Source organism: Wolbachia endosymbiont (group B) of Chesias legatella (assembly GCF_964026945.1).
Taxonomy (GTDB): Bacteria; Pseudomonadota; Alphaproteobacteria; order Rickettsiales; family Anaplasmataceae; genus Wolbachia.
Map to the genome: position 1 here is coordinate 1265993 of NZ_OZ034711.1, position 25137 is coordinate 1291129.

Consider the following 25137-nt stretch of genomic DNA (forward strand, 5'->3'; position numbering starts at 1 on the left):
TCTTATACTAACGGCAAAATGCATGCAAGTTTTTATTGTGAGATGATTAAAGTAAAAAGTAATTTAAAGTGATGGTTGACTACGAGCGTGATGGAGTCCCTACATTTCGTGATGAGTCTTGTCTTCTTTCTATCTCTCTATCAATATGAGGAGTGTTGCTTTTTTGATTAACGGCTGCAGCTATTTTTTCATCAGTTTTGTTTTGCAACTTTTCCTTTAAGCTTTCTCCAACACCTAGTTCTCTAGATTTATCTATACTTTCACTATTTTTGCTCAACCCCTTCTCTAAGTTTTTTTCAATACCTAGACTTCTAGCGTCAAGCTCATCCCATGTGCCCACTATACTGAGTGGCTTATGATCCTTCTGCTCCGGCTTTAGCCCTTCTTCACCTTTAATAATATTAAAGTCACTTTTTGCCTCTTTCCAACATTCTTTCAATTGGTGTTTCGACATAGTAAGATAAGCATTACCATACTTTTTCTCATTTTCTACAAATAATAAAATTGGAACCTTAAGTATTGTAGCTCCCATATTTACTAAATTTTTTACTACCACTGCAGGAGTGAAAAAAAGATAACCAAAAGATTTTGCAACTCGATTTTTTCTAGCTATCAAATTCTCTCCTAATTTCATAGGAATAAAAGTCAGCATTCTAGCACAAATCTTAGCTAAACCCGCAACAAAAACAATAGGAACAGATATCAGACTTTTATCTAGCTCTAGATTACCATCCTGATCTCTAATTTCTGAAAAATGGGTGCTTAGCTTCTTGTAATCACTAGCGTATAGTAATTTTCCATTTCTTCCTTTTTCATCTCTATCTTTCTCATCAACTTCTCCCGTGTCATCATTGATGAAGCAGCCTTTTTTAGCAAGAAAAGAGGAATTAGTTAGCTCAAACTTATCATCTTTTTCCCGAGCTTCAAAAATTGGAATATGTTTTTCAAGATCAATTTTTGAAAACCCAAATGGTTTATAGTAGCAATCATAATGCTTAACATCCTTGTTTTTTTCCCGATTAACTAAAAAGTCAATGGTAAAATAAGACCTATCATCCGTTTTCTCGACAAGAGCTAATTCAAAAGTTTTCTTGTCATACAAAAGTTTATATATAGTCTCACCATCACTATTCTTACTTTCTATAACTTTCCAAGATTCTACAATCTGATCGTAATTCTTTGGATATTTGCATTTTCTTCCATCTGTATAGGTCATTACCTTTCTAAGATCCTTGACATAAATTTGAGATTCAGATGAAGCAAATAAACCTTTTGCTTTAAGTGTAAAATCTGTTACTGCTTTTTTTAACACTCCGAACATGTTGTCAAACCAAAATCGCTATAGTTCAATAATAAAACTAGTACACTAATAATATATTAACATAAAACTGGTAACTTTACAAGAAAATATGCCTATAAAAGAAAAAAGTCGTAAAAGCAAGGACTATATAAGTAATGCTTGATAAGTATTTTATGCATGTAATTGTAAAAATCCTTAGAGGTACGCTGTCTATATAATCTTCACACACTACCTGCATTCCAAGAACTGCATGCCAAAAAATGCAAAACACCAGTATAACAAAAAACAAAAGCTCTAGTGGATGATTAATAGCCTGAAATAATTTTTCATTAAAAGATAAAGGGCTATCAACATAAAATGTGCAAGAAAATGAGTAAATAAACCAAGGAAATAAAAATAACAAAATCACCGCAGAAACACGCTGGATCCACCAATGATGTACTGAATTTACAGATTGACTCATATAAATATAAATAAAAAAGCCATAGTAGAAAGAAATAGCATTATTGTTAGTAATATAGCACTTTTTAAAACACTAGCAATTTCTAAATTAAGCCCAGCATCCCACAATAAATGACGAATACCATTAAGAAAATGATACATAAAGCTTACAAAGCATAAGATATAAGCTAATTTAGCAACAGGAGTGAACAATAATGCATTTAAGCACCTTACTATAATTAACTTAGGGGAGTAAACATATAATATAAAATACCAAGAAAGTATGATTAATAAAAGAAATAGCAAGATACCAGTCAATCTATGCATAATAGAAAAAAAACTAGTAACTTGTATTTTATATATTTGTAAATGTGGGGAAAGAGGCCTGTTACTCATAAAATTTCGTTATCGAGAAATTAAAAAATAAAGTAGAAGTAAAGACAGCAGTATAGTACATAATGACACTATTATTTGAAATGGTGAATTACGTACGAAGCCTAAGGAGGTAATCCAGCTGCAGATTCCCCTACTGCTACCTTGTTACGACTTCACCCCAGTCACTGATCCCACTTTAAATAACTCCTTCCTTGCGGTTAGGCCATTAGCTTCGAGTGAAACCAATTCCCATGGCGTGACGGGCAGTGTGTACAAGACCCGAGAACGTATTCACCGTGGCATGCTGATCCACGATTACTAGCGATTCCAACTTCATGTACTCGAGTTGCAGAGTACAATCCGAACTGAGATGTCTTTTAGGGATTAGCTTAGGCTTGCGCACCTTGCAGCCCATTGTAGACACCATTGTAGCACGTGTGTAGCCCACTCCATAAAGGCCATGATGACTTGACATCATCCCCACCTTCCTCCAGCTTATCACTGGCAGTTTCCTTAAAGTACTCAGCATTACCTGATAGCAACTAAGGATGAGGGTTGCGCTCGTTGCGGGACTTAACCCAACATCTCACGACACGAGCTGACGACAGCCATGCAACACTTGTGTAAAATCCGGCCGAACCGACCCTATCCCTTCGAATAGGTATGATTTCCATGTCAAGAAGTGGTAAGGTTTTTCGCGTTGCATCGAATTAAACCACATGCTCCACCGCTTGTGCGGGTCCCCGTCAATTCCTTTGAGTTTTAATCTTGCGACCGTAGTCCCCAGGCGGAATGTTTAACGCGTTAGCTGTAATACAGAAAGTAAACTTCCCATATTTAACATTCATCGTTTACAGCGTGGACTACCAGGGTATCTAATCCTGTTTGCTCCCCACGCCTTCGCGCTTCAGCGTCAGATTTGAACCAGATAGACGCCTTCGCCACTGGTGTTCCTCCTAATATTTACGAATTTTACCTCTACATCAGGAATTCCTCTATCCTCTTTCAATCTCTAGATTAATAGTTTTAAAAGCAATTCCAAGGTTAAGCCTCGGGATTTCACTTTTAACTTATTAACCAGCCTACGCGCCCTTTACGCCCAATAATTCCGAATAACGCTAGCCCTCTCCGTATTACCGCGGCTGCTGGCACGGAGTTAGCCAGGACTTCTTCTGTGAGTACCGTCATTATCTTCCTCACTAAAAGAGCTTTACAACCCAAAGGCCTTCTTCACTCATGCGGCATGGCTGGATCAGGCTTTCGCCCATTGTCCAATATTCCCCACTGCTGCCTCCCGTAGGAGTCTGGACCGTATCTCAGTTCCAGTGTGGCTGATCATCCTCTCAGATCAGCTATAGATCATTGCCTTGGTAGGCTATTACTCCACCAACTAGCTAATCTAATATAGGCTCATCTAATAGCAATAAATTTTTCCCCCGTAGGGCGTATACGGTATTAGTTGCCGTTTCCAACAATTATTCCGTACTACTAGGTAGATTCCTATACATTACTCACCCGTCTGCCACTAAGTTATACCATAGCAAGCTACAGTATAACTCCGTTCGACTTGCATGTGTTAGGCCTGCCGCCAGCGTTCATTCTGAGCCAGGATCAAACTCTCAAATTTAGACTTCAACCTATAAAAGGTTGAGGGTACATCGGATAAATCCGACAAAAAATAATTTAGCTTAATACTGCTGTCTTTATTTCTACTTTAGAAATATTTTAATCTCCAACTATTCAAACAACTCTAAGAATATTATTATGTGATATAATCACTATGTCAATATGTTTTTGCAAATCAAAAGCATTAATGTATAAATATATAACTATTTGGAATATTACCATGAAAAAATACATCTTTCTGCTTGCACTCGCGCCAATGTTAGTTGGCATCACATTATACTTATTGCGCAACATTGATAACACAAAACAATCTATAACTGCAGGTGACAAGTTTTACGAAGTATTATTCTTAAAAAAAGATAATAAGTCACTGCTAGAAGAAATAGATTCAAATTGGGAGTATTTAGCAAATTTTGAACGCGCATTCAATCATATCTCAGATTCAATGCCAACAGACACAGCATCTATTATTTATAATGATTTGGCAGACGATAAAGATGCTCCTGATGTTTTGCGTGAGTTAGCACAATACTTAGAAGTAATGAGCTTACTTCACTCCAGCGGTGAAAAAACAAATAGAGATAAAATTAGTAATTTAGAATCAAATGCAGTGTACCCTTATTCAAGCCAAGAAGCTATCGCTATAGTAAAGATACACAGTAACGACATTAAAGGTGCAATTGAAATATTGCATTCATTATTAAATGATAGAGAATGTCCGACTCTAATCAAGGCCAATGCACAAGAATTACTTCGGATATACGAAAACTAAAAAACTTGCTTGCATAACAATTTGGCAGCGCATCTGATGAAATAAAGAACTTTACTTGACAAACCTCCCTATTTTATTATGGCACTAAAAGTATTTATGACTCAAAATTTGTTTTTGACCTGCAGAATCAATCACAAAATCCAGTAAAAACTTAGGTGTTTATTGGTAGATTACGTAAAATTATAGCGGTTTTTTAATTTTTTCTATACTCAGCCAAGTCACGCTTGTTAGAACATCATTACAGCACCACTTACAGTAATATAGAGTCAAAACTTTACTACTCAGAGGTTCTTTTACCTTTTTTATTTAGTAAGACTTCTCTATATTTATAGTTAATATATCAAAGAATAAACTTCACTCGCAGAATGTCATTCTAGCACTAAAATGACAAAAAGAGGATAAAATCGCAATAGCTATGTATCAAGCACCGTTGTATTTTCTCTATATTTTAGATTACTTTGTTTACCCCCCTCCCTTTACCATTCAGCTACGCAGATAGTTACTACAAACCGTAAAGATGTTTAAAAGAAATCTAATTTTTTATCAACTCATACATTTCATTACCAACTTCACAATAAGGTTCTGCAGTTGGATAAAAATAATCAAAAAAGAAATAATCCTTTAGTATTTCTGTGCTGCATCCAGAATTATAGTAAGTATCAAGCCTTCCTTTAAATATCAACAAGAGTATCTTTATACTTTTTCCAAATCACCCTCCCCCAAACTGGTCTACGATGTTTGATAGGTATGCATCTCGATCATTTAACCCTTTGCTCTTATATTTACCAAGCATACTTTTCATTTTAGAATTAAGATCGAATGCTTTTATTTCAAGATCTGCACCTTTCTTCATATAATCTAAATCATTAGCTAATTTTGTATTGAAACTCTGTGTAAGCTTTGCAGCCAGCTCTCTTGCTTTTCGTCTTTATTAAATCTAGTATCAAACCAACCTCAGTCACATTTGCAACAATCACATGCTTTACACCATATTCATTTAGAACCAAATGCATTACATATTTCACTAACCCCTTTATTTCAATACTTTTTCTGCTTTAACATTGTTATAAGCAGTGGTACCCATAATATTATTTCCTCGATTATAATGAAAAATAAAATCTCCTTTACCTACGTCTGGATGATGTTTAATTACTGCGTTTAGCTGATTAACTAAACGAAATTTATTGAGGAAATAAGAAAAAATAGGGTTAAGAATTTCAGATGCTGTTGCATATAAAATCGCATAGTTATGACCTTACTGTTCATAGTATCGATCAAAAAATGAGCATCTCCATGATGACTTAAATTCTTCTAAACCTAAATACCTTGCTACATATTCAACAACAGTAAGGCCATTGCTAAAAATCCTCCTTAATAAAAAGGGGCATTAAGTTTCACGTTTCTTACAAAGGATAAGTTATTAAAATTTCAATAATTACACCATTATCAGATAAACTATCACCCAGAACACAAAAATTTTTACACTTTGAATTAGAGTTATTCCTTTCATTTGCCATAACATTCAATATCTAATCATACTGCTCTATGAAGCCTATAAAAAAAGAAAAATAGGGTAAAATTATAGAACTTTGGCTGAATTTTACCTATTTTTTGAGCAGCCCTTCTGCCTTAAAAGAAACCTCTAAGTTTTTTAGCACGGCTTGGATGTTTCAACTTACGTAGTGCTTTTGCCTCTATTTGCCTAATTCTTTCACGTGTAACATTAAAAATTTTTCCTACTTCTTCTAAGGTATGCTCCTTTCCATCTTTACCAAGGCCAAAGCGCATCCTTAGAATTCTTTCTTCTTTTGGTGTTAAAGTTGCAAGAACATTGGTCGTAATGCCACGCAAGTCGGCAAGTATTGCAGCATCCTCTGGTTTAGAAACTCGCTTATCTTCTATACAATCACCGAAGGTACTACTATCATCCTTTCCTGTTGGAGCTTCAAGACTTACTGGATCTCTTGCTATTTTCATAACTTTACGTATTCTTTCTATCGGCATTGCCAATTCTATACTTAATTCCTCTAATGTTGGCTCTCTACCCATTCCATGAGTCATCTTTCTTAATGCTTTATTGATTTTACTGATAATTTCCACCATATGAACTGGTATTCTAACTACTTTAGACTGTTCAGGTATTGCCCTAGTTATTGATTGTTTTACCCACCAAGTACCATAAGTCGAAAATTTATATCCACGTTTGTAATCAAACTTATCTACAGCCTTCATAAGACCAATATTGCCTTCTTGTATCAAGTCAAGTAGATCAAGTCCTCTTTTTGAATACTTTTTAGCAATTGAAACCACTAGCCTTAAATTAGCCTTTATCATCTCTTGCTTTGCTTCAGAGACTTCTCGTTCGTGTTTTTGTATTCTCTTGATTAGCTCCTTAAACTCTTGTACTTTATCTCCTTGTACATAACTCTTAATATTTCTTAAGGCACTAGCTATATATTCATAGTTATCGTTTATAAACCTTAAGAATTTATTTTTTAATTCACCTGTAAAAAGGGACTGATTTTCATTCTTCTTTAAAAGACTGATTTCGCTCAATTCGTGCTCTAAAAGCACAGCACAATAAATATTATAGAAACTTTCTCTATCAATATCGTACTTTCTAGCCTCAGTAATAAGATTAGCTTCTTCAAACGTGATTAGTCTATTTATTTCGTAAAGTTTTTGTGTAATTCTGGCAATAGCAGCATCACTAAACTGAATTTGTAATGCTACAGACCATATTTGATTATATAAATTTTCTAGCTCATTAGAGAAATCTTTAGAATTTTTTTTCAATACCAATGCTTCATTTGTTAAAGTAATGATCTCATCCAATGCTGTGATAACCTTTGGCAATAAATCACTTTCCATTTCAAGAACAGAAATGTTTAAATTCGCTGAACTTATATCTTCACTCTCATTTCCCTTTTCATCGTTGCCTTTTTCCTCATCATCAACATAATCTTTAACATCTTCAGCTTCACTTTCTTCTTTGGCTACCATATTGAAATCAGAGTTATAAATTGCATCTAGATTTATCATTTCTCTCAGCAAAAAAGTTCCCCCACTTAAATCATCACGCCATGTTTTGATCATGTTGAATGCCACTGATGTTTCAATTATTGCACGTAACATGTTATGCTTTTCAGATTCAATTTTTTTTGCTATCTTAATTTCATCTGCTCGTGACAAAAGCTTTACAGAGCTCATATCTTGTAAATAAATCCTTACTGGATCATCATTTTGCACTAAAGTTGTAGTAGTATTCAACGATGTCTCATCATCATCAAGCTTATTACCATCATCATTAGAAGGAGCTTCTTCCTCATCTTCACTACTTTCGAGTATGTTAATTCCAGAGTCTTGCAATAAAGCTATAGTATCATCTATAAAATCAGGTGGAAAACTTTCATCTGACAACTTATCATTTATATCATCAAAAGTGATAAAACCGCCCTTTCTTATACTTTTGGTTACAAGATCTTTGATGATCTTTTTCCTATCTTCCGTACCATTAATAGTTGACATCATTACCTTTACAGTTTATAATTTTATTTCTTATTTATCAAATAAACTTACAATTAGCAAGCTTATAGTTTTATTCTTAATTTATAGTTACTTGCTACTTCATATAGTTTAAGATACTGTCAATTTATTCACACTCTTCTTAATCAACTAATCTCTCCATTCTTACTACTATGGACAATCCAACTGAAAATGTTGCAATTCCAACCACTATAGCAGTAAGCATTAAGACGTGAGGTATAGGATTGGTATATAAGTGAAAATTTGAAGTCAATATAGGAGGTAAAGAACTTTTTACATACCCTAAAGATATGTAAAACAACAAAACAGATGCTTGTAAGACACTTAATCCCATCATTTTTTTGATTAAGTTTTTATCATTTACAATGATATAGAAACCTAGCACCATCAATATAGTAATGCCTACATAATTATATAGAGTCATTGTTTTTTCTTGCGAGCAAAATTTATATATATGATTAACATGGAAGAAGAGACGGTAAGCAATACACCCAGCTCCACTAAGAAAATACCCAATTTTTGACCTGTTCTACCATCAGCTGACAATATACTATAGGATAAAAAATTTTGGCCAAATAAAACTGTTATAATACCAGCTCCTCCATAGGTTAAAATACCTAGTACGTTAGTAAATTTGATAATAGAGTAAGGTATTGCTTTTAAAGTTGTAGGTACATCAAATAACATAGAATATAATATTATCCCAGAAGCAATAATTATTCCCGCCTGAAAACCTCCACCTGGAGTATAGTCACCATGAAACTGTATGTATAAACCAAACAAAATGATAAAAGGTATCATCAAAAATGTTACTGCACTTAATACCGGATCTTTAATCACTTTCTTTCTCTTCTAATATTAACATTATACAAAGTGCAGCAGTAAAAACTACTATAGTTTCTCCAAATGTGTCATAGCCACGAAAGCTTGCTAAAACAGCTGTCACTATATTAGGAATACCAATAGCTTTTTCAGTATTTTCTACATAATAAGGAGCAACGTGCAAGTGAACTGGAGCATTATGACTGCCAAAATCTGGTAATTGAATCATAAAGTATGATAAACATGCAGTCAAAAATAACATAAAAAAAAGTGTTGTGGGGCTATGAGATAAATTTGCTTTGTAATTCTTTACCAAAGAGAGTGCTGCAAACGTAAAGACTGTGCTCAATCCTGCACCAACAGAAGCTTCAGTAATTGCAACATCTGGCGCATTCATAATCAAGTACATAAGTGCAATAAGTGCACTAAATACACACATTAGAACAGCACTTACAACCAAATGTTTCGAAAGAACTATAAAAACTGTAACCGTGAGTAACAGCAAAAGTAATATTAGATTCAGTATTTCTAGCATCTTAACCTTCTTTAATAGTCTTTACTTTTATAATAAGTACGCGCTAAAATATAACTGTTAGTTGAATTGGCTATCCATATTATAAAAATCAATAATATAACTTTAATAGTATTGATTGAAAATTCATTTTGCCAAGCAAAACCAATCAACAACAACATTGCGCCACTAGAATCTGCAATACCTGCAGCATGTAGTCTAGTATAGAAATCAGGAAATACTACTACTCCTACGCTTGAAATGACTATTAAACAAACACCTAAAAATATGAGAATGGATGCTATCATAAATTATCAAAACAACATTAATCTCATTAGCGCTATAGTTGATATAAAGCTGATGCTAGCATATAGTAATGCTATATCAATTAAAAAAAAATCATTCAGAGTAATCGATATTGCTGTTATGAGTAAAACTACTTGTGTTGATAAACTATTGAATGCTAAAATCTTATTGTACACATCACTTGACCTAAATACTATACAACATAACATTACACTCATACAAAACAAAAGCACATAGATAGCAATACTAATCATTTATAAGCTATTATAACCTCTGCAGATTTCTAAATCGGTACTTCTTCACCACTATCTTGATCATCTATTTCATCATCGTGGCTTTCTTGACTTACATCCAGACTTGTGTTAAGTTGATGATCAGAAAAATTTAACAAATTTGCTAGCTTACTTGGACTATTAATATAAGTATTATCTGTGTTTCCTTTCATGTGCTCCTTGCACCTTTTCACCAAAAGGTTAAACAACTCATGAGTATTCACCTTCTTTTCTGCTATTTCATATAAAGAAACTATCGTATCCTTATGATCTTTAAACTTAACCATTTCAACGGGATCGCTTGCCCCTGTACTCAAATCATGCGTTCTTTGACTTGCTAGCAGAACCAATTTAAAACGGTTGTGTACCTGTTCTACACACTTTTCTACAATAGACTCAATCATAAAATACTACCTTGATAAACTTTATACTATATCACAAAAAATAAGATGTCAACTTCGGATCTATTGAGATCCAATTCTACATTCTACTTTTTCTTCTTTAGCTTTTACTGATTGATTTTCTGTTATTGTAATTGTTATTTCATGATCAAGCTTTTTCAAAAAACCTAACAGTCTCTCTAAAGAAAAACCACTTGTCTTACCACTTTTAATTTGTGACACCTTTGGTTGATCAATACCAAGTTTCTCAGCCGCACAAGCTTGAGTCCAAGTATTTTTTCCTATAATTTTACTTATTATGCTCAGCAATTTTTTTTTTATTGCTTCACTATCCAGATTGTTTAATGATATTGTTTCCATAATTTTTACTCTCACATACCAACTAGCTTTATTAAATATTATATCATAATATTTAATATACCAATATATTAATATTATATAATTTGTCAATAACTATAATGATATACTGATACTCAAAATTTTAAATTGACTATAATTTTTATCAAAATACTAGTAATTTCAAACTATTATTTTGTAAAAAACTTACTATTAAAGAGAATAAGTTGAAATTGCAAAGTTTAAAATACAGAAATAATCATTTTACAAACTCGTTTTAGAGACTGTACATGATCTCAAGAAAGGAATAAAGCAGGAGATAGAGTATGTAAATTATGAAAACAGAGCAAGATGAGTAGGAGAAAAACTGAGTAGAGTTCTGTAGAAAGAAACAAAATCAAGAAGATTTAGGATATATTTTACATAGTGTTACAGGTCCTAAAAAGTGGCTTCAGTGAATCAACAATGTTTTCAAAATGGCAAGATTATTTTAATAAATTAAGTAAAAAACATAGCGGAAGTAAAGAAAGTGTTTTGAAATATATATAAAAAAGTAATTGCAAAGAAACAAATAAAAGGATGTAACTGTAGAAATCTTTGCCGTATTGTCAAAAGGTAAGTCTCTAATACTCTTATAGAAAAGTGTAGACAATTGTGATAAGCAAAATTCAATACTAGCTTACAAATCGTCTTCTTGCTTCCACCGCTTTGCTTCTAAAAAGATTATGAATAGACCCTTATATCCGAAATTTATACCTCTATATTTTAATATAGGGATTCATTTCAATTTTTAAAGTTTCTATTTAATAAGAATGCTATATCATATTCGTAATTTAATTTAAATATCTGTTGCTTCTGAAATACTATTTGGTTAGTAAATAAAATCATGTCTAATACAGAAAAAATGAAAAAGGATGTTGCTGTAATTATGGGAAGCGAGTCGGATTATGGCACTATGGTGCATGCTATTAACCTATTAAAAGAATTGGGAATTTCACATGATGTATTTATAATATCCGCACACAGAACACCAGAGAGACTCTTTAATTTTACTAAGTCTGCTCAAGAAAAAGGCTTTAAGGTTATTATAGCTGGTGCAGGAGGAGCGGCTCATTTACCTGGTATGACTGCATCGCTTACTTATTTACCTGTTATCGGTATTCCTGTGCATAGCAAGCAATTAAATGGGCTAGATAGTCTATTATCTATAGTGCAGATGCCAAAAGGTGTTCCAGTTGCAACAATGTCTATAGGAGAGAGTGGAGCATGCAATGCCGCTATTACTGCTGCATCTATATTGTCGATTTCTAATAGTGAAATTGCAGATAGATTAAAAAAATGGAGAGAGAGGCAAACTAAAGCAGTAAAAGAAAAACCAACATTATAATGGCAATAGTTCTTTTAGATACAAAAACCATAAATCGTATAGCAGCAGGAGAGGTAATAGAAAGGCCTGCAAGTGTGGTAAAGGAATTAGTGGAAAATGCAATAGATGCCAGAAGCTCAGAGATAGAAATTAAGATAGAAAGTGGTGGGCGTAACCTCATTACTGTAATCGATGATGGTAGCGGAGTAAAAAAGGATGATTTAGAACTTGCGTTTATGCGCCATGCTACTTCAAAATTGAGTGACAGTGAATTGATAGAGATCAAGCATCTTGGCTTTAGAGGAGAAGCTTTGCCTTCAATTGCAGCAGTAAGCAGAATAAAATTATCATCTAAGGCAAGCAAAGCAGATCAAGCATGGTCTATAAGGTATGAGGGGGGAGAACAAATAGGAGAGCTTGTTCCTTATCCTTTATCGATAGGAACATATATTGAAGTACGAGATTTATTTTTTGCCACACCAAATAGACTAAAATTTCTCAAAACCGAAAGGGCAGAAACACAAAGCATTGTTGATATTGTAAACAACTTAGCAATGATCAATTATGGAATTGAGTTTACTCTTATCTCCGATAATAAGAAGCTTCTTAAGTATGCTAAGCAGAACTCATTATTTAGCAGGCTATGCGAAGTAGAAGAAGAATTTCATGAAAACTCTTTGCAAATTAGTGAAGAAGAAGATGGCATTAGACTTACAGGATACATCTGTAAACCCACTGTCAATCGTAGCAATTCAACTCAGATCTATACATTTGTTAATGGTAGACCAATTAAAGATAATCTACTTATTGGTGCAATTCGTTATGCGTATCACGACCTTATTCCAAGCAATAGATATCCTTTTGCAGCGCTGCACTTAGAGATACCGTATGATCAAGTTGATGTAAATGTGCATCCAAATAAATCAGAGGTAAGGTTTCAGAACAAGAGGCTAATATATGAAATAGTGAGAAGAGGGCTAATAAAAGTGCTATCAAAGAGAATAGATCTTGCAGAAACTGTATTGGCCCAGAATGGAACAACAACGAATCATCTATCATCAGATCCTTTTAGTAGGTCTAGTCTTAAAAATGAATTTTATGGAAGAAGGTCGGATCCTTTTGAAAACCAGTTAATGAGAAAATTTACTTCTCCAAATATAGAGACAAAAAGCTTATCAGAACATTCAAAATCGTTTGATTATACTGGTATGCAAAAATCTCCTCCACGAGCAGAAACTACAATTTTGGAAAGGAAACAAACCGATCTAATAAGGGACTATCCACTTGGGTTTGCACACTGTCAAATCTACAATACTTATATTATTGCCGAGGTAAGAGACAAACTAATTATAGTAGATCAGCATGCAGCCCATGAAAGACTAGTATACGAGTGCTTAAAGGAGAAATCAAGTATAAAAAGACAAAAACTTCTTTTGCCTGAAATGGTTGAAATCAAAAGTCAAGCCGGTATGGAAATGATAGAAGTTTATAAGGATAAGCTTTTCGAAATGGGCTTTGATATCGAAATTAAATCAGAAAATGCGATCATAGTAAAAGAAATACCTGCAATCTTAGGGTCAATAGATGTGAAGAAAATGCTAATTGATATAGTGGATAGATTAATAGAAATAGAAGATACTCTACCTATAGAGGATAAAATAAATAAAATACTAGCTACAATTGCTTGTCATGGATCAATTAGAGCAGGTAGAAAGATGAAATTAGAGGAGATGAATGAGTTGTTGAGGCAAATAGAAAAAACACCATACTCTGGACAATGTAATCACGGAAGGCCAACCTATATAGAAATGAAATTAAGCGATATTGAAAAGTTATTTGAGCGAAGGTGAGAAGTTATCACAAATATGTATAGATTATACAACCCTAGTTTCGTCATCTCAAAACTCAGATACACAATTGTTTGAACATTGCAATTTGCAGGTAATTTGCATAGTAGATAATGTCATTCCATCACTTGACAATGATTTATTACGCAGCTACTTGATTAAAATTAAGTTTCCTAAATCCCAGGCATTGTCTTTTATGTTAATAATTAATATACAACTAAAAATACTTATCAAAAACGACAATAAAGAGTTTAAAAAAAGCCAGAAAATTCTATAGAATCAACCGTACTATATAGAGAAAAGAAAGTGTATGATAATATTCTTCGTTTCAATTTGCAAACAAAATAGTTTTGCATTTTTCGATAAGATTAAGTAATATCAGCGTATTAGTTATACAATTAATAATTTTTATGGATGAGCGTAATCCTTGGAATCTTGGAAAGAAACCGTCAGGTCCAAGTAATGAAGATATTTTAAGTAAAGCTGTGTCTGATATAAGATGCTTTTTTAATGGCTTAACCAGAAATAGAGGGAAAAAACCTTATTTCATCATTTTCATTGTTTTGTTGTTTTATTTTTGTACTGGTTTCTATATTGTCCATCCGAGTGAGGAAGGTATAGAACTTACTTTTGGCAAATATTCCAATACAGAAACATCTGGTTTGCGTTATCACTTTCCCTACCCTATTGGTAAGGTTTTTAAAGTGAATGTTAAAGAAGTAAATCGTGAAGAAATTGGGATAAGCAGCTCTTATGGGCGAGATACAGATCGTGGTGAAGGAGTGATGCTTACCGGAGATGAGAATATAGTCAACGTTAACTTTGAGGTCCAGTGGCGAGTTAGAGATGCCAAAGATTATTTATTCAAAGTGCGGGATTATAAACCTGGTTTTAGCGTTAAAAATGCTGCTGAAAGTGCTATGAGAGAAATAATAGGTAAGAATACGATCTCTTTTGCACTCGAAGGTCAAGGCAGAGCTGAAATTTCCAGAGATACTATAATTTTATTGCAACAGATTCTTGATGGATATCAAATGGGTATAGAGATTTTATCCGTTCAAATGAAAAAAATTGATCCACCAGAAAAGGTGATTAGCTCATTTAGGGATGTACAAAGTGCTCGCGCAGATAAGGAGCGTACCATAAACGAAGCATACGCTTACAGTAATGATATTATACCTCGTGCAAAAGGTGAAGCAATAAAGATAAAATTAGATGCAGAAGCATACGAGAATGAAATAATAAATGAAGCAAAAGGTAATGCAAATCGCTTTTTATCTCTTTACGAAGAATATAGACAAAATCCTTCTCTTGTTAAGAATCGTATTTATCTTGAAACTATGGAAAATATTTTCAGCAAGGTAGATAAGTTTGTTATAACAGACGATCTGAAAGGTATGTTCTCTTATTTACCTCTTACAAATTTAGGAAAATAGCCATGAGTAGTAATATAAAAATTGTTTTTGCTTTTATATTTGTTGTATTATTGATTGCCTTATCTAATTCAATCTTCGTTGTTCAAGAAACAAAACAAGCAATAGTTATACAACTCGGTAAAGTCGTAAAAGATGTTAGGGACAGTGGTTTATATTTTAAATTGCCATTTATAAATAACGTAGAATTTCTTGATAAGAGAATTTTAGATTTAAGTCCTGATAAAACTCCAAGGGAAGTGATAACTGCAGATCAAAAGCGTATTATAGTAGATGCTTATGCAAAATATAAAATAATAGATCCTATCACTTTTTATCAAACTGTGAAAAATGAATCAGGGCTAGTTAGAAGATTATATCCTGTCATAGAAGCTCACATAAGGGAGAATATAGGAAGATTTTCATTAATTAGTTTGTTGAATGAAAAGAGATCAGAAGTTATGCAATTAATTCAACGTGGAGTTTATTCTGAAGCTGGAAAATTTGGCATAGAGATAATAGATGTAAGAATTAAGAGAGCAGATCTACCAGAAGAAAATAGTTCTGCAATATTCCGCCGCATGCAAACTGAAAGAGAAAAGGAAGCAAAAGAAATTAGAGCAGAAGGAGAACAAGCTGGACAAGAAATTAGATCAAAAGCTGATAAATTAAAAAGGGGAATTGTCTCTAGTGCAGTAAAAGAATCACATGAAATAAGAGGCCGTGGTTATGCTGAAGCAACTAGAATCTATAATGAGGCATTCAAGGTTGATGAAGAGTTTTTTAACTTTTATCGCTCTATGAAAGCTTATAGTAAATCATTTGCTAAGGATAATACTAAATTTGTGCTTTCACCAAATAATAATTTCTTAGATATTTTGAACAAGGGATGGAAATAGTTTATGAAAAGTAAAGCATTTATTTTATCTATATTTGCATATTTTTTAATTTCATTTTCTTCATATGCTAATCTGTTTGCAAAAACAGTTGCAGATCCTGTATGTAGTTGTAATAAAGGGCTTGCTGATATAGTGGAAGAACTTATTCCCGCAGTTGTAAATATTTCAAGTGAGCAAATAGTTAAGCAAGAAAATAACAGTAGAACTAAAATTCCCTTTACGCCAAGAAATAATTTCTTTGATGACTTTAGAGAATTTTTCGAGCATTTTGATCAATTTTTCGATAGAGCTCCTAGCATTAATAGAGAAGTGACGTTACTTGGGTCTGGATTTATTATAGATAAAAGTGGAACCATAGTAACCAACTATCACGTTATTAAAAATGCCCAAGATATTACAGTTACTATGAACGATAATACTTATTTCAAAGCAGAAGTTTTAGGCTATGATGCAAAAACTGATCTTGCTGTGCTTAAGATTAATTCTGATAAAGATCTTCCTTTTGTTGAATTTGGTAATTCTGATAAAGCAAGAGTTGGTGATACAGTTATTGCAATAGGCAACCCTTTTGGTTTGGGTGGCTCTGTAAGTACAGGAATTGTGTCTGCAAGATCTAGAGACATTAGTATTGGTACTATGAATGAATTTATTCAAACTGATGCTGCAATTAATAGAGGTAACTCAGGGGGACCACTATTTCATCTAAATGGAAAAGTTATAGGTATTAATACTGCTATTTATTCCCCATCTGAGTCTGGCGGTAACGTGGGTATAGGCTTTGCTATACCATCTAATCTAGCTATTTCAATTATTGACACATTAAAAAGTGGTAAAAAAATAAAACATGGTTGGCTTGGCGTGCAAGTTCAGCCTATAACAAAAGAATTTGCTGAATCCTTGAGTTTAAAAGATATCAAAGGTGCATTAGTTGCAAGCGTAGTAAAGGGCAGTCCTGCAGAGAAAGGAGGAATCAAAGTAGGTGATATACTATTAGAGTTTGACGGCAAAAAAATTGATAGAATGACGCAATTACCTCATATGGTTTCACGAACTGAGCCCGGAAAGAAAGTACAGGTTAAGTTACTTAGAAAAGGTAAAGAAGTCAATATCAAGGTTGCAATCGAGGAATCTGCAAACGATGATTCAGGTAATAATCAAGAAGAAAATAAATCAACATCTAGTTATATAAGTGGTTTAACCGTTTCAAATTTGCCAAAAGAACTAAAAAAAAATGCACCCACAAAGGGTGTAGTAGTTACTAGTGTAGATAGTAGTAGTAATTCTACACTACGTGTTATTAAGAAAGGTGATATAATTATCCAACTAGATGGAATCGATATTGAAAATACTAATGATTTTCAAAAACAAATTGATTCAGCAGTAAAAAAAGACGGCAAAGATTCAGTAATGCTGCTTATTTACCGCAACGGCAATCAATTTTTCACCTCAATCAAATTGAAGAAGTAGCTATTTATCTAGCTGGTCATGAAAAAATTGCTTGACAAATTTAACTAGCTTCTTTACCCTAAGGGTGAGGGCTTTTCTGTAGATTAATAAAATTTATCCCTATACTGAAAACGTTTCCAACGAGATTATGGAAGAACTAGATTTCAGTATCAAGCACTGGAACATCATCATCTATAAGATGAAAGAGCTGTAGTGGTAAGAAACTGGATGATATAAAGCCTTTTTATAATCAGTTTAAAAAGGATAACTTTCTTTCACAAATTAATTTATAACTAAATTAGTATAAAGCATAATCATATTTACTTATCATCATTATTAATCAATAATTAATACCCATAAATTAATTACATCTAATCGCAAAGGGAGGTGGAGATGCGTTTTAAACTAGAAAAAGAAGATATTCCACAAAACGATTGTAATAATAGAACTGGTCGTAGGGTACCTGCACAAATAAGATTAAATAACAAAACAACATTTAGCCTGCCTAGTGTATCTTACATTATTCAGGATGACGCTACTGGTCAGCGTTTTGAAATTTGGGATTGCAAGCATGACGTGGCAAGTATACTAAACGACTTATCTCAAGAGCTACAACTAAAGCTAGAAAGCGTAAGAAATGATTACAAATTCGCTTTAGTTACTACCTCTGATCAACCTTATTATTATTACTATGATGGCAACGATACTATGATAGATACTATTGATCGTATACCTCATGGTTACACAAATGGTTTCTATGTTAACGCATATAATCGTGAAAACTGTAGTATTTATTATGAACTGCTAGAAAACAGGAAGGTTTTAATAGATCCAAAAGACATAATTAGTAGCGAAAATGTCAGTCTTATTTTGGAAGATCTTAAAAGTTCACCTGATAAAAGACTCAAAATAAAAATAGGAGACTATTTGTTTAAAGAATCAAGAAATATGTACAAAGGATATAGGAGCGCTCAGGTATATAATTTAACTGGTGGAAAAGTTGGCATATTGAATAATATCCTTTCAGTATTTACTCGTATAAGCAATACATTCCAGTTATTCCCTTTTCATGAAATGGAGAGCTTGAAAGCACAAGATACCTATTTCGCAGTAAAAAAGTTAGGCAATAGTTATGTTGGTTGCATATCGTATGAAAATAGCACATGCAAAAATTTTTATAATTTTAACCCTAATTCTTTTGGGTATGAGAACGACAATAGACCAGGTCCATATCCTTATTATTATAACTTAGAAAATTTTGATAACTTTTTGGAGGTTGATGTGAATATTCAAGAACATATAAATTTAGAAACAGAAATTGAACTTTTAAAACGCAGAATAGACAGATTAGAACGTACTGGTGTACAAGGTCCTAAAGGTGAGCCAGGTGAAAGGGGACAAAAAGGTGATAGAGGCTTCTATGGAGAGCCTGGTCCTCAAGGTATACAAGGTCCTCCAGGACAAAAGGGCGAACTAGGTTATACCGGTGCACCCGGTGAACCGGGGTTCCACGGTAAACAAGGTTCCAGAGGTGATAAGGGTGACCGAGGTTTTCCTGGTCCTCAAGGTAACAAGGGGGATACTGGATCGTCAGGTGCGCATGGATCAAAAGGCGATAAAGGACCTAAAGGAGAAAAAGGAAATCAAGGCACTAATGGAATAACTCCAAGTATTAATCAAGTTGTTACCGAATTTTCTTCTAACAGAGCCCATCTATATCCTTTAGCAGCAGCTATAATGGAAGAAGATAAGCGTAATTCCATGGGATTTTCAGAAAGAATAGCACATTTTTTTGGTGAGCGTGTAAAGCGAGAAGATTCTTTAAAAGCGTTAGTTAAAGGCGTACAAGGTCCTCCAGGCCAAAAGGGCGAACCAGGTCGTAACGGTGAACGGGGGTTAAAGGGCGAACAAGGTTCCAGAGGTAATAAGGGTGACCGAGGTTTTCCTGGTCCAGAAGGTTCTAAAGGAAATACTGGCTCAAAAGGTGAGAAGGGAGATGCCTCAAGTGCTATAGAAATTGCAACTGAATTAGTTACCAGTAAAAAAGCTGAGCTAGGAGAAGCAGTTCTTAACGCAAATGGTATCAAAGGTGAAAATCTTGCAACTCAGATTGCCGGTAAAATTAATCTTAATTCGCAGGAACTTGTGAATAAAATTGATGTAGCAAAACTTACTGAAGGAGTAGTAAGTAAACTTTCTTTAGAGGAAGCAAAAAACATTACAAAAGATACTATGAGTAAGATAACAAGCGATGCCACAAAGAAAAATAATCCCGATCCTATAGCCTTCCAAAAATATGAAAAATTTGCAGAAAAGCTTGCTGAACTACTTGTTAATAGAAGCAGTATGAGCGAGATAGAAGCTCACAATCTTATACAAGGTAAGGTGAGCGATTGGGCACTTGCTAAGTATCTTCTGCTTCATAGTGATTTAAATAATCAGCCAAAGGCTCTAGAAATCGTGAAGCAAGAAATAGACAAGGAAAAATTAGTTGAGTATTTGCTTGAGTATGCCAAATTAAAAGGCGATGTGAATGCAGCAAAAACAATAGTTGAAAATATTGTTCATCAGTTCTTTGACACTCAAAAAGTAGGTGAATTAGGAAGAGCAGTACTAGAAGCAAAAGATGATCAAGATAAAAAAGTGCTGGTAAATGATCCAGTCTTACGTGAAGGAATAGCAGAAGAGTTGAGACAAAATCCAGGAAAGATAAAAGGTCCCAAAGGAGATACTGGTTCTAAAGGTGATAAAGGAGATACTGGAACAGATGGATTGCCAGGTGCACAAGGTCCTAAGGGAGAGCCAGGCATAAAAGGTGAGCCAGGTATAAATGGAACAAAGGGAGATATTGGTCCTAAAGGATTAGACGGAGCCATGGGAATAAAAGGTGATATGGGTGAGAAAGGAAAGATAGGTTCTAAAGGTGACAAAGGAGATACTGGGTCTAAAGGTGATAAAGGTAGAGATGCAAGTCCTGAAGAAGTTGCACAAAAATTAATTAATAATGGCACTATTGCTAATCAGGTGCTTGAATATCGTGACCAAGGCGGAGATTTAGTATTAGAGAAGCAAGTTGCAGGAAGAATTATTAGTAATCAAGATATTCAAACAGGAATAGCCATTGCATTAGCTGATAACAGAATGGAAGAGCTAGCAGATGTGTTACTAAGTGATGCTAATCATACATTAGTAGAAAACCTTGCAAATAATACCGAGCTAACACAAAGCATTGCAAAAGAACTAAGGAAAAATCCAGGAGAAGTCCAAGGTCCAAAGGGAGAAAAAGGAGATATTGGTCCTAAAGGATTAGATGGAGCCATGGGAATAAAAGGTGATATGGGTGAGAAAGGAGAGATCGGAGCTCCAGGTGCAAATGGATTGCAAGGTCCAGAAGGTCCTAAGGGAGAGCCAGGTCTGAGGGGCTTCAATGGTACACAAGGTCTTACAGGTAACAAGGGTGAGCCCGGTATAGACGGATTAAAAGGAGATATTGGTCCTAAAGGCATAAAAGGTGAGCCAGGTATAGATGGAACAAAGGGAGATATTGGTCCTAAAGGATTAGACGGAGCCATGGGAATAAAAGGTGATATGGGTGAGAAAGGAGAGATCGGAGCTCCAGGTGCAAATGGATTGCAAGGTCCAGAAGGTCCTAAGGGAGAGCCAGGTCTGAGGGGCTTCAATGGTACACAAGGTCTTACAGGCAACAAGGGTGAGCCCGGTATAGACGGATTAAAAGGAGATATTGGTCCTCAAGGCATAAAAGGTGAGCCAGGTATAGATGGAACAAAGGGAGATATTGGTCCTAAAGGATTAGACGGAGCCATGGGAATAAAAGGTGATATGGGTGAGAAAGGAGAGATCGGAGCTCCAGGTGCAAATGGATTGCAAGGTCCAGAAGGTCCTAAGGGAGAGCCAGGTCTGAGGGGCTTCAATGGTACACAAGGTCTTACAGGTAACAAGGGTGAGCCCGGTATAGACGGATTAAAAGGAGATATTGGTCCTCAAGGCATAAAAGGTGAGCCAGGTATAGATGGAATAGGTGCTACATTAGCTGATCAGTTTTTACGTGAGATAAGAAAAGCAAAAAATGAAACTCTGGATGCTAAAAAAGCAGCAGAGGCAGCTAAAAATGCTTCAGAAGGTTTTGCAAACAAAGTCGAAAAACTGCACAATAAAACAGCTATTTTTACAAAAAATGCTAAAAGTTTTAACACTCAAGCTTTGCGATCGCAAAGAGACACAGAGGCGCTCTATAGTAAAACAAAAGATATATTTTGTAGAACAAGTCCAGCAGATCAAATTTGTGGTGCACGTAGAAGAAGGAGGGAAATTAAAAAATCATCAGTGACAAGCGGAGCAAGCAGACCAACTTCATTTATATCTCAAGTAATAAATTTCTTTTACCCTGCGGTAGGACAGGATGAATATAAAGTAAAAAATGAAATACAGGAAGTAGCAAAAATAATAAATGCAGCAGATATTGTAATACAATTTGAAGAAGTATTAGGAGCAACAGCTGTGAAATGTGGCATTTCAAAGAGAAGTCTAAATTTTGATCCAATGGAACTGCAGTCAACCATTATCAATAAGTCATTACTTAATGATGAAAATCATAACGAGTTGTTGAAGTTCTTGTGTGTAACTGCGAAAAAATCATTCCCTAATTACAAACAAACCGGTAAATGTTTGGCTATTTTTAAAGATCATATGGAAAAAAGATTAAATGAGCAGCAAAGAGCTTTCGTTAATACTGAAAAAATAGTGGCAGATAATGAGCAGCCAAGGAGTTTTATGAGTTATGTTGCTCCTCCTAGTAGCCTCAGTGCCATTAATCAGCAAGTTGTTGGTTATTTAAGGTAATATCATGGAAAAACATATATTTAAAATAGACGATAAAAATCCGCTTTATAAAAAATTGATTAAACTTCCCACTGCATATTACATAGTAAAGGAAAATGGTAATGTTAATACTGTTTCTTCACATATTGGTACAGTTGAAGTAGGGAATATTAATGATTTAAAGTTAAAGGAGCAGGGTGATGAGATAGTTTTATTTACAAACAACTCACCTCTGAAATTAAATGGCACGGACTTTATTATAGAACAAAAAGCTATCATAGGCGAGAATCAAGAGAATATTATAAAACAGCTTAAATTAGGAGAAGAAGCGTTAATTTCACGTAAGTACATAAAAGACAGTAATAATTTTGTTATTGAACTCATAATGAGTAATGATGATGGAAATAATTTTATTGGAATGCTCAATTTTATCAATTTTAACGATGAAAATGACCCAGTACTACAAAAAATTCAAGAAGAAAAAGGTGGACTTTATTTTACAATAGAAGGTGATTATATCTATATATCAGATGAAGAAGGAAAATGTCTTCCAGTATGTGAAGATGGTAGTTGCTATAAGTATCAATACACAAAAAATGAACATGATATATTAGAAATTAGTGAGATATCAACAATAATAAAAAACTTAACTAAAACTGAGCAATGCAGTGCACCAGCTAAGGCAGGGCAGGATTTTACTTTGCAGAAGGGAAAAGAATTATCGGATGATATCTATCAAGCAAATATCATGTTGAATGGTGAGCTTGTAGCTACTTTACCGAAAATAGGTTACTGCATGCTTGATGACCAATTGGTCATACATAATCACGTTACAGAAGAAGAGATAAAAATTCCTAGAGACTTTCATTATCTTAAAGTAGTCAAGTCCAGTAGTAATGATGATTATAAATTAACATTTTGTAATTTCTTAGGTAATGAGTTTTTTGAACATAAAAAGTATGATTCTCAATACTCAAATGTTCCAGATGAATACCAGTATACAAGTTTAAACTATATGAAAAAGGGATATAAGCCAAATTTCTGCAAGTTGCTTAACGATAAACCATCTTTTTTTATTGCAAAAGGAACTACTAATCAAGATTCTTCAGGCCACTGCCCAGCTGATGTATTTGAATTAACAAAAAGTGGAAAAGGTAAGAAAATGGCTACATTAATTGATCAATTTGGCTCTTTCAATAAAGAGGGTAAGTTTCAATATTGTGATTACCATACAAAAGCAGATTACGATGTTTATGATTCTTATAAAATTAATAAAGAGTACAAAACAACAGATGAATTTCTCTTCAATGAGAACATAGTTCTTTATACTATTCCAGAGCTATCTTAACCACGCACAAAGTATATTATAATTGCTTTTTAAAAGTGAATTTAGTAGAATTCAAAGAAGTGTAAGGTATATTTTTTTAGTATTTAATCTAAATAAAATTGTTCTCAGTTTAAAATCGATATAAGACAGTAAGATGAAAAAAATTGAAATCTCAGAATTACTCAAAAGAATTGCTATCTGTTTACTATGCATAGCAATTATGGTCTCTATTGCTCTTTTGTTTGCCTATATGCATACAATGTTTCTCAGTAAAGGATATGAGCTGGCTGCACATTATATTAGCGAAGCTATGCCTTCTGTGTTACTCACTGTTTTCTTTTTTATCGCTTGGTTTATATATGATCAAATATTTAGTAAAATGAAGGAAGTAGAGCTGCCTATAGAAATAGAATTAGCTAATTCAGATAATAAAACAACATTTGCTAATGTTATAATTGACGATTCCTTAAAACAACGATTGCAGATTATTTGCTGTAACCAAATGACAGAAGAAATGCGTGAGATGTTTGGAAGTGAAAGTATTAACTCACTAAAAGGTTATATACTGCACGGCCCTCCTGGAAATGGTAAAACACTTATCGCCCGCGCAATTGCAGGTGAATCAAATATGAATTTTATAAGTATCTCAGGTCCAGAACTTATTGGAGTATATATTGGTCATGGTGCACATGCTGTACGCGAGCTTTTTAAAGTAGCGAGAAAATATTCTCCTTGTATAGTATTCATAGATGAAATAGATGCAGTTGCCCAAAAAAGAAGTACCGCTAATAACTCAGCTTACCACTGTCGAGAGAGCTTAACACAGTTACTAACTGAAATAGATGGATTTAAGAGCAGAAAAGATATAATAGTAATTGGTGCAACTAACCTGGTCAATGAGATAGATCCAGCACTTATTAGGCCTGGACGCTTAGGTCAAAGGGTTCATATACCTAATCCAAATGTGGAAACGAGACAAAAGATATTGGAGCTTTATACCAAAAATACAAAAACTGATGGAAGGCTAAATATTCAAGATATTGCAGAAAAAACAGAAGGCTATTCTGGAGCTGAGTTAGAACAATTAGTTAATGAAGCAAAAATATACGCTGCTCTTGAAAGAAAGTCCAAGGTAGTGAGTAAGGAAGATTTCAACCACGCGTTTCACAAGCTAAATCCAGGACAAGGAAGAGGGAGAATAACATTAGCTTCATGTCAGACACAGACAGAAGCCCCTTTTGTACAATAAAAACTGGAAGTGTAGCAAGATGTGCCAAATTTCGTTATTGAAAA

23 protein-coding genes and 1 rRNA gene are annotated in these 25137 nt (G+C 34.0%); 9 read left to right on the plus strand and 15 right to left on the minus strand.

Annotated features, from left to right (window positions below; genetic code table 11):
- Positions 1-79: 79 nt before the first annotated feature.
- The 4 genes from AAGD65_RS05875 to AAGD65_RS05890 all read right to left on the minus strand — a co-directional run bounded on the left by AAGD65_RS05875 (position 80) and on the right by AAGD65_RS05890 (position 3743).
- Positions 80-1321, minus strand: a complete 1242-nt coding sequence (locus AAGD65_RS05875; protein ID WP_264682598.1) for a hypothetical protein — start codon at positions 1319-1321, stop codon at positions 80-82.
- A gap of 76 nt (positions 1322-1397) precedes the next feature.
- Complete coding sequence (sdhD, locus tag AAGD65_RS05880) at positions 1398-1763, minus strand: succinate dehydrogenase, hydrophobic membrane anchor protein (protein ID WP_052264670.1); 366 nt, start codon at positions 1761-1763, stop codon at positions 1398-1400.
- Positions 1760-2137 carry a succinate dehydrogenase, cytochrome b556 subunit gene (gene sdhC, locus AAGD65_RS05885; protein WP_264682597.1) on the minus strand — a complete coding sequence of 126 codons (378 nt, stop codon included), beginning with the start codon at positions 2135-2137 and terminating at the stop codon, positions 1760-1762. Before sdhC ends, sdhD begins: the two co-directional genes overlap by 4 nt.
- A 102-nt stretch (positions 2138-2239) precedes the next feature.
- Positions 2240-3743: ribosomal RNA gene (locus tag AAGD65_RS05890) — 16S ribosomal RNA — on the minus strand.
- Between the two features lie 153 nt (positions 3744-3896).
- On the opposite strand from AAGD65_RS05890, the gene AAGD65_RS05895 reads away from it, so the two are divergent.
- Positions 3897-4514: a hypothetical protein gene (locus tag AAGD65_RS05895; RefSeq protein WP_029237695.1), complete on the plus strand. Its 618-nt coding sequence runs from the start codon at positions 3897-3899 to the stop codon at positions 4512-4514.
- A 532-nt stretch (positions 4515-5046) separates the two neighbouring features.
- On the opposite strand, the gene AAGD65_RS05900 is transcribed toward AAGD65_RS05895, so the two are convergent.
- From AAGD65_RS05900 to AAGD65_RS05950, 11 genes are all read right to left on the minus strand, one after another.
- A complete protein-coding gene (locus AAGD65_RS05900) occupies positions 5047-5199 on the minus strand; it encodes a hypothetical protein (protein ID WP_029237694.1) in 153 nt (50 codons plus the stop codon).
- Between the two features lie 24 nt (positions 5200-5223).
- The gene (locus AAGD65_RS05905) at positions 5224-5367 is read right to left on the minus strand and encodes a hypothetical protein (protein WP_029237693.1); all 144 of its coding nucleotides are present in this window, start codon (positions 5365-5367) and stop codon (positions 5224-5226) included.
- A 13-nt stretch (positions 5368-5380) separates the two neighbouring features.
- Entirely contained in the window at positions 5381-5527 is a 147-nt protein-coding gene (locus AAGD65_RS05910) for a GDSL family lipase (RefSeq protein ID WP_341810917.1), read from the minus strand.
- Between the two features lie 616 nt (positions 5528-6143).
- The gene (gene rpoD / locus AAGD65_RS05915; RefSeq protein WP_264682595.1) at positions 6144-8042 is read right to left on the minus strand and encodes an RNA polymerase sigma factor RpoD; all 1899 of its coding nucleotides are present in this window, start codon (positions 8040-8042) and stop codon (positions 6144-6146) included.
- A gap of 139 nt (positions 8043-8181) precedes the next feature.
- Positions 8182-8484 carry a cation:proton antiporter subunit C gene (locus AAGD65_RS05920; protein WP_010404276.1) on the minus strand — a complete coding sequence of 101 codons (303 nt, stop codon included), beginning with the start codon at positions 8482-8484 and terminating at the stop codon, positions 8182-8184.
- Positions 8481-8900, minus strand: coding sequence for a Na(+)/H(+) antiporter subunit B (locus AAGD65_RS05925; protein WP_264682594.1), 420 nt, complete (start codon positions 8898-8900; stop codon positions 8481-8483). Before AAGD65_RS05925 ends, AAGD65_RS05920 begins: the two co-directional genes overlap by 4 nt.
- A complete protein-coding gene (locus AAGD65_RS05930) occupies positions 8893-9417 on the minus strand; it encodes a DUF4040 domain-containing protein (protein WP_213863894.1) in 525 nt (174 codons plus the stop codon). Before AAGD65_RS05930 ends, AAGD65_RS05925 begins: the two co-directional genes overlap by 8 nt.
- 11 nt (positions 9418-9428) lie before the next feature.
- A complete protein-coding gene (gene mnhG, locus AAGD65_RS05935) occupies positions 9429-9701 on the minus strand; it encodes a monovalent cation/H(+) antiporter subunit G (protein ID WP_264682593.1) in 273 nt (90 codons plus the stop codon).
- A 6-nt stretch (positions 9702-9707) separates the two neighbouring features.
- Positions 9708-9953 carry a monovalent cation/H+ antiporter complex subunit F gene (locus AAGD65_RS05940; RefSeq protein WP_319803468.1) on the minus strand — a complete coding sequence of 82 codons (246 nt, stop codon included), beginning with the start codon at positions 9951-9953 and terminating at the stop codon, positions 9708-9710.
- A 29-nt stretch (positions 9954-9982) separates the two neighbouring features.
- Complete coding sequence (gene rpoZ / locus AAGD65_RS05945; RefSeq protein ID WP_264682592.1) at positions 9983-10375, minus strand: DNA-directed RNA polymerase subunit omega; 393 nt, start codon at positions 10373-10375, stop codon at positions 9983-9985.
- A 60-nt stretch (positions 10376-10435) separates the two neighbouring features.
- Positions 10436-10732: a helix-turn-helix domain-containing protein gene (locus AAGD65_RS05950; protein WP_064085421.1), complete on the minus strand. Its 297-nt coding sequence runs from the start codon at positions 10730-10732 to the stop codon at positions 10436-10438.
- 862 nt (positions 10733-11594) lie between these two features.
- Between AAGD65_RS05950 and purE the strand changes: the two genes are divergently transcribed.
- The 8 genes from purE to AAGD65_RS05990 all read left to right on the plus strand — a co-directional run bounded on the left by purE (position 11595) and on the right by AAGD65_RS05990 (position 25093).
- Complete coding sequence (gene purE, locus AAGD65_RS05955) at positions 11595-12095, plus strand: 5-(carboxyamino)imidazole ribonucleotide mutase (RefSeq protein ID WP_264682591.1); 501 nt, start codon at positions 11595-11597, stop codon at positions 12093-12095.
- Positions 12095-13924 carry a DNA mismatch repair endonuclease MutL gene (mutL, locus tag AAGD65_RS05960; protein WP_264682590.1) on the plus strand — a complete coding sequence of 610 codons (1830 nt, stop codon included), beginning with the start codon at positions 12095-12097 and terminating at the stop codon, positions 13922-13924. Before purE ends, mutL begins: the two co-directional genes overlap by 1 nt.
- A 407-nt stretch (positions 13925-14331) precedes the next feature.
- Positions 14332-15357, plus strand: coding sequence for an FtsH protease activity modulator HflK (hflK, locus tag AAGD65_RS05965; protein ID WP_264682589.1), 1026 nt, complete (start codon positions 14332-14334; stop codon positions 15355-15357).
- Between the two features lie 2 nt (positions 15358-15359).
- Entirely contained in the window at positions 15360-16232 is an 873-nt protein-coding gene (gene hflC / locus AAGD65_RS05970) for a protease modulator HflC (RefSeq protein ID WP_264374549.1), read from the plus strand.
- Between the two features lie 3 nt (positions 16233-16235).
- The gene (locus AAGD65_RS05975; protein ID WP_264682588.1) at positions 16236-17699 is read left to right on the plus strand and encodes a DegQ family serine endoprotease; all 1464 of its coding nucleotides are present in this window, start codon (positions 16236-16238) and stop codon (positions 17697-17699) included.
- 372 nt (positions 17700-18071) lie between these two features.
- Positions 18072-22538, plus strand: a complete 4467-nt coding sequence (locus tag AAGD65_RS05980; protein WP_264682587.1) for a collagen-like protein — start codon at positions 18072-18074, stop codon at positions 22536-22538.
- A gap of 4 nt (positions 22539-22542) precedes the next feature.
- Positions 22543-23865: a hypothetical protein gene (locus tag AAGD65_RS05985; protein WP_264682586.1), complete on the plus strand. Its 1323-nt coding sequence runs from the start codon at positions 22543-22545 to the stop codon at positions 23863-23865.
- Between the two features lie 133 nt (positions 23866-23998).
- Complete coding sequence (locus AAGD65_RS05990; RefSeq protein WP_264682585.1) at positions 23999-25093, plus strand: AAA family ATPase; 1095 nt, start codon at positions 23999-24001, stop codon at positions 25091-25093.
- Positions 25094-25137 lie beyond the last annotated feature (44 nt).

Coding starts and splice junctions, on each gene's coding strand:
- AAGD65_RS05895 (WP_029237695.1), top strand. CDS start 3,897: ATGTCAATATGTTTTTGCAAATCAAAAGCATTAATGTATAAATATATA.
- mutL (WP_264682590.1), top strand. CDS start 12,095: ATGGCAATAGTTCTTTTAGATACAAAAACCATAAATCGTATAGCAGCA.
- AAGD65_RS05950 (WP_064085421.1), bottom strand. CDS start 10,732: ATGGAAACAATATCATTAAACAATCTGGATAGTGAAGCAATAAAAAAA.
- hflK (WP_264682589.1), top strand. CDS start 14,332: ATGGATGAGCGTAATCCTTGGAATCTTGGAAAGAAACCGTCAGGTCCA.
- AAGD65_RS05975 (WP_264682588.1), top strand. CDS start 16,236: ATGAAAAGTAAAGCATTTATTTTATCTATATTTGCATATTTTTTAATT.
- AAGD65_RS05985 (WP_264682586.1), top strand. CDS start 22,543: ATGGAAAAACATATATTTAAAATAGACGATAAAAATCCGCTTTATAAA.
- AAGD65_RS05910 (WP_341810917.1), bottom strand. CDS start 5,527: ATGCATTTGGTTCTAAATGAATATGGTGTAAAGCATGTGATTGTTGCA.
- AAGD65_RS05920 (WP_010404276.1), bottom strand. CDS start 8,484: ATGACTCTATATAATTATGTAGGCATTACTATATTGATGGTGCTAGGT.
- AAGD65_RS05930 (WP_213863894.1), bottom strand. CDS start 9,417: ATGCTAGAAATACTGAATCTAATATTACTTTTGCTGTTACTCACGGTT.
- AAGD65_RS05980 (WP_264682587.1), top strand. CDS start 18,072: ATGCGTTTTAAACTAGAAAAAGAAGATATTCCACAAAACGATTGTAAT.
- AAGD65_RS05875 (WP_264682598.1), bottom strand. CDS start 1,321: ATGTTCGGAGTGTTAAAAAAAGCAGTAACAGATTTTACACTTAAAGCA.
- AAGD65_RS05905 (WP_029237693.1), bottom strand. CDS start 5,367: ATGAAGAAAGGTGCAGATCTTGAAATAAAAGCATTCGATCTTAATTCT.
- sdhD (WP_052264670.1), bottom strand. CDS start 1,763: ATGAGTCAATCTGTAAATTCAGTACATCATTGGTGGATCCAGCGTGTT.
- rpoD (WP_264682595.1), bottom strand. CDS start 8,042: ATGTCAACTATTAATGGTACGGAAGATAGGAAAAAGATCATCAAAGAT.
- AAGD65_RS05940 (WP_319803468.1), bottom strand. CDS start 9,953: ATGATTAGTATTGCTATCTATGTGCTTTTGTTTTGTATGAGTGTAATG.
- mnhG (WP_264682593.1), bottom strand. CDS start 9,701: ATGATAGCATCCATTCTCATATTTTTAGGTGTTTGTTTAATAGTCATT.
- hflC (WP_264374549.1), top strand. CDS start 15,360: ATGAGTAGTAATATAAAAATTGTTTTTGCTTTTATATTTGTTGTATTA.
- rpoZ (WP_264682592.1), bottom strand. CDS start 10,375: ATGATTGAGTCTATTGTAGAAAAGTGTGTAGAACAGGTACACAACCGT.
- purE (WP_264682591.1), top strand. CDS start 11,595: ATGTCTAATACAGAAAAAATGAAAAAGGATGTTGCTGTAATTATGGGA.
- AAGD65_RS05990 (WP_264682585.1), top strand. CDS start 23,999: ATGAAAAAAATTGAAATCTCAGAATTACTCAAAAGAATTGCTATCTGT.
- sdhC (WP_264682597.1), bottom strand. CDS start 2,137: ATGAGTAACAGGCCTCTTTCCCCACATTTACAAATATATAAAATACAA.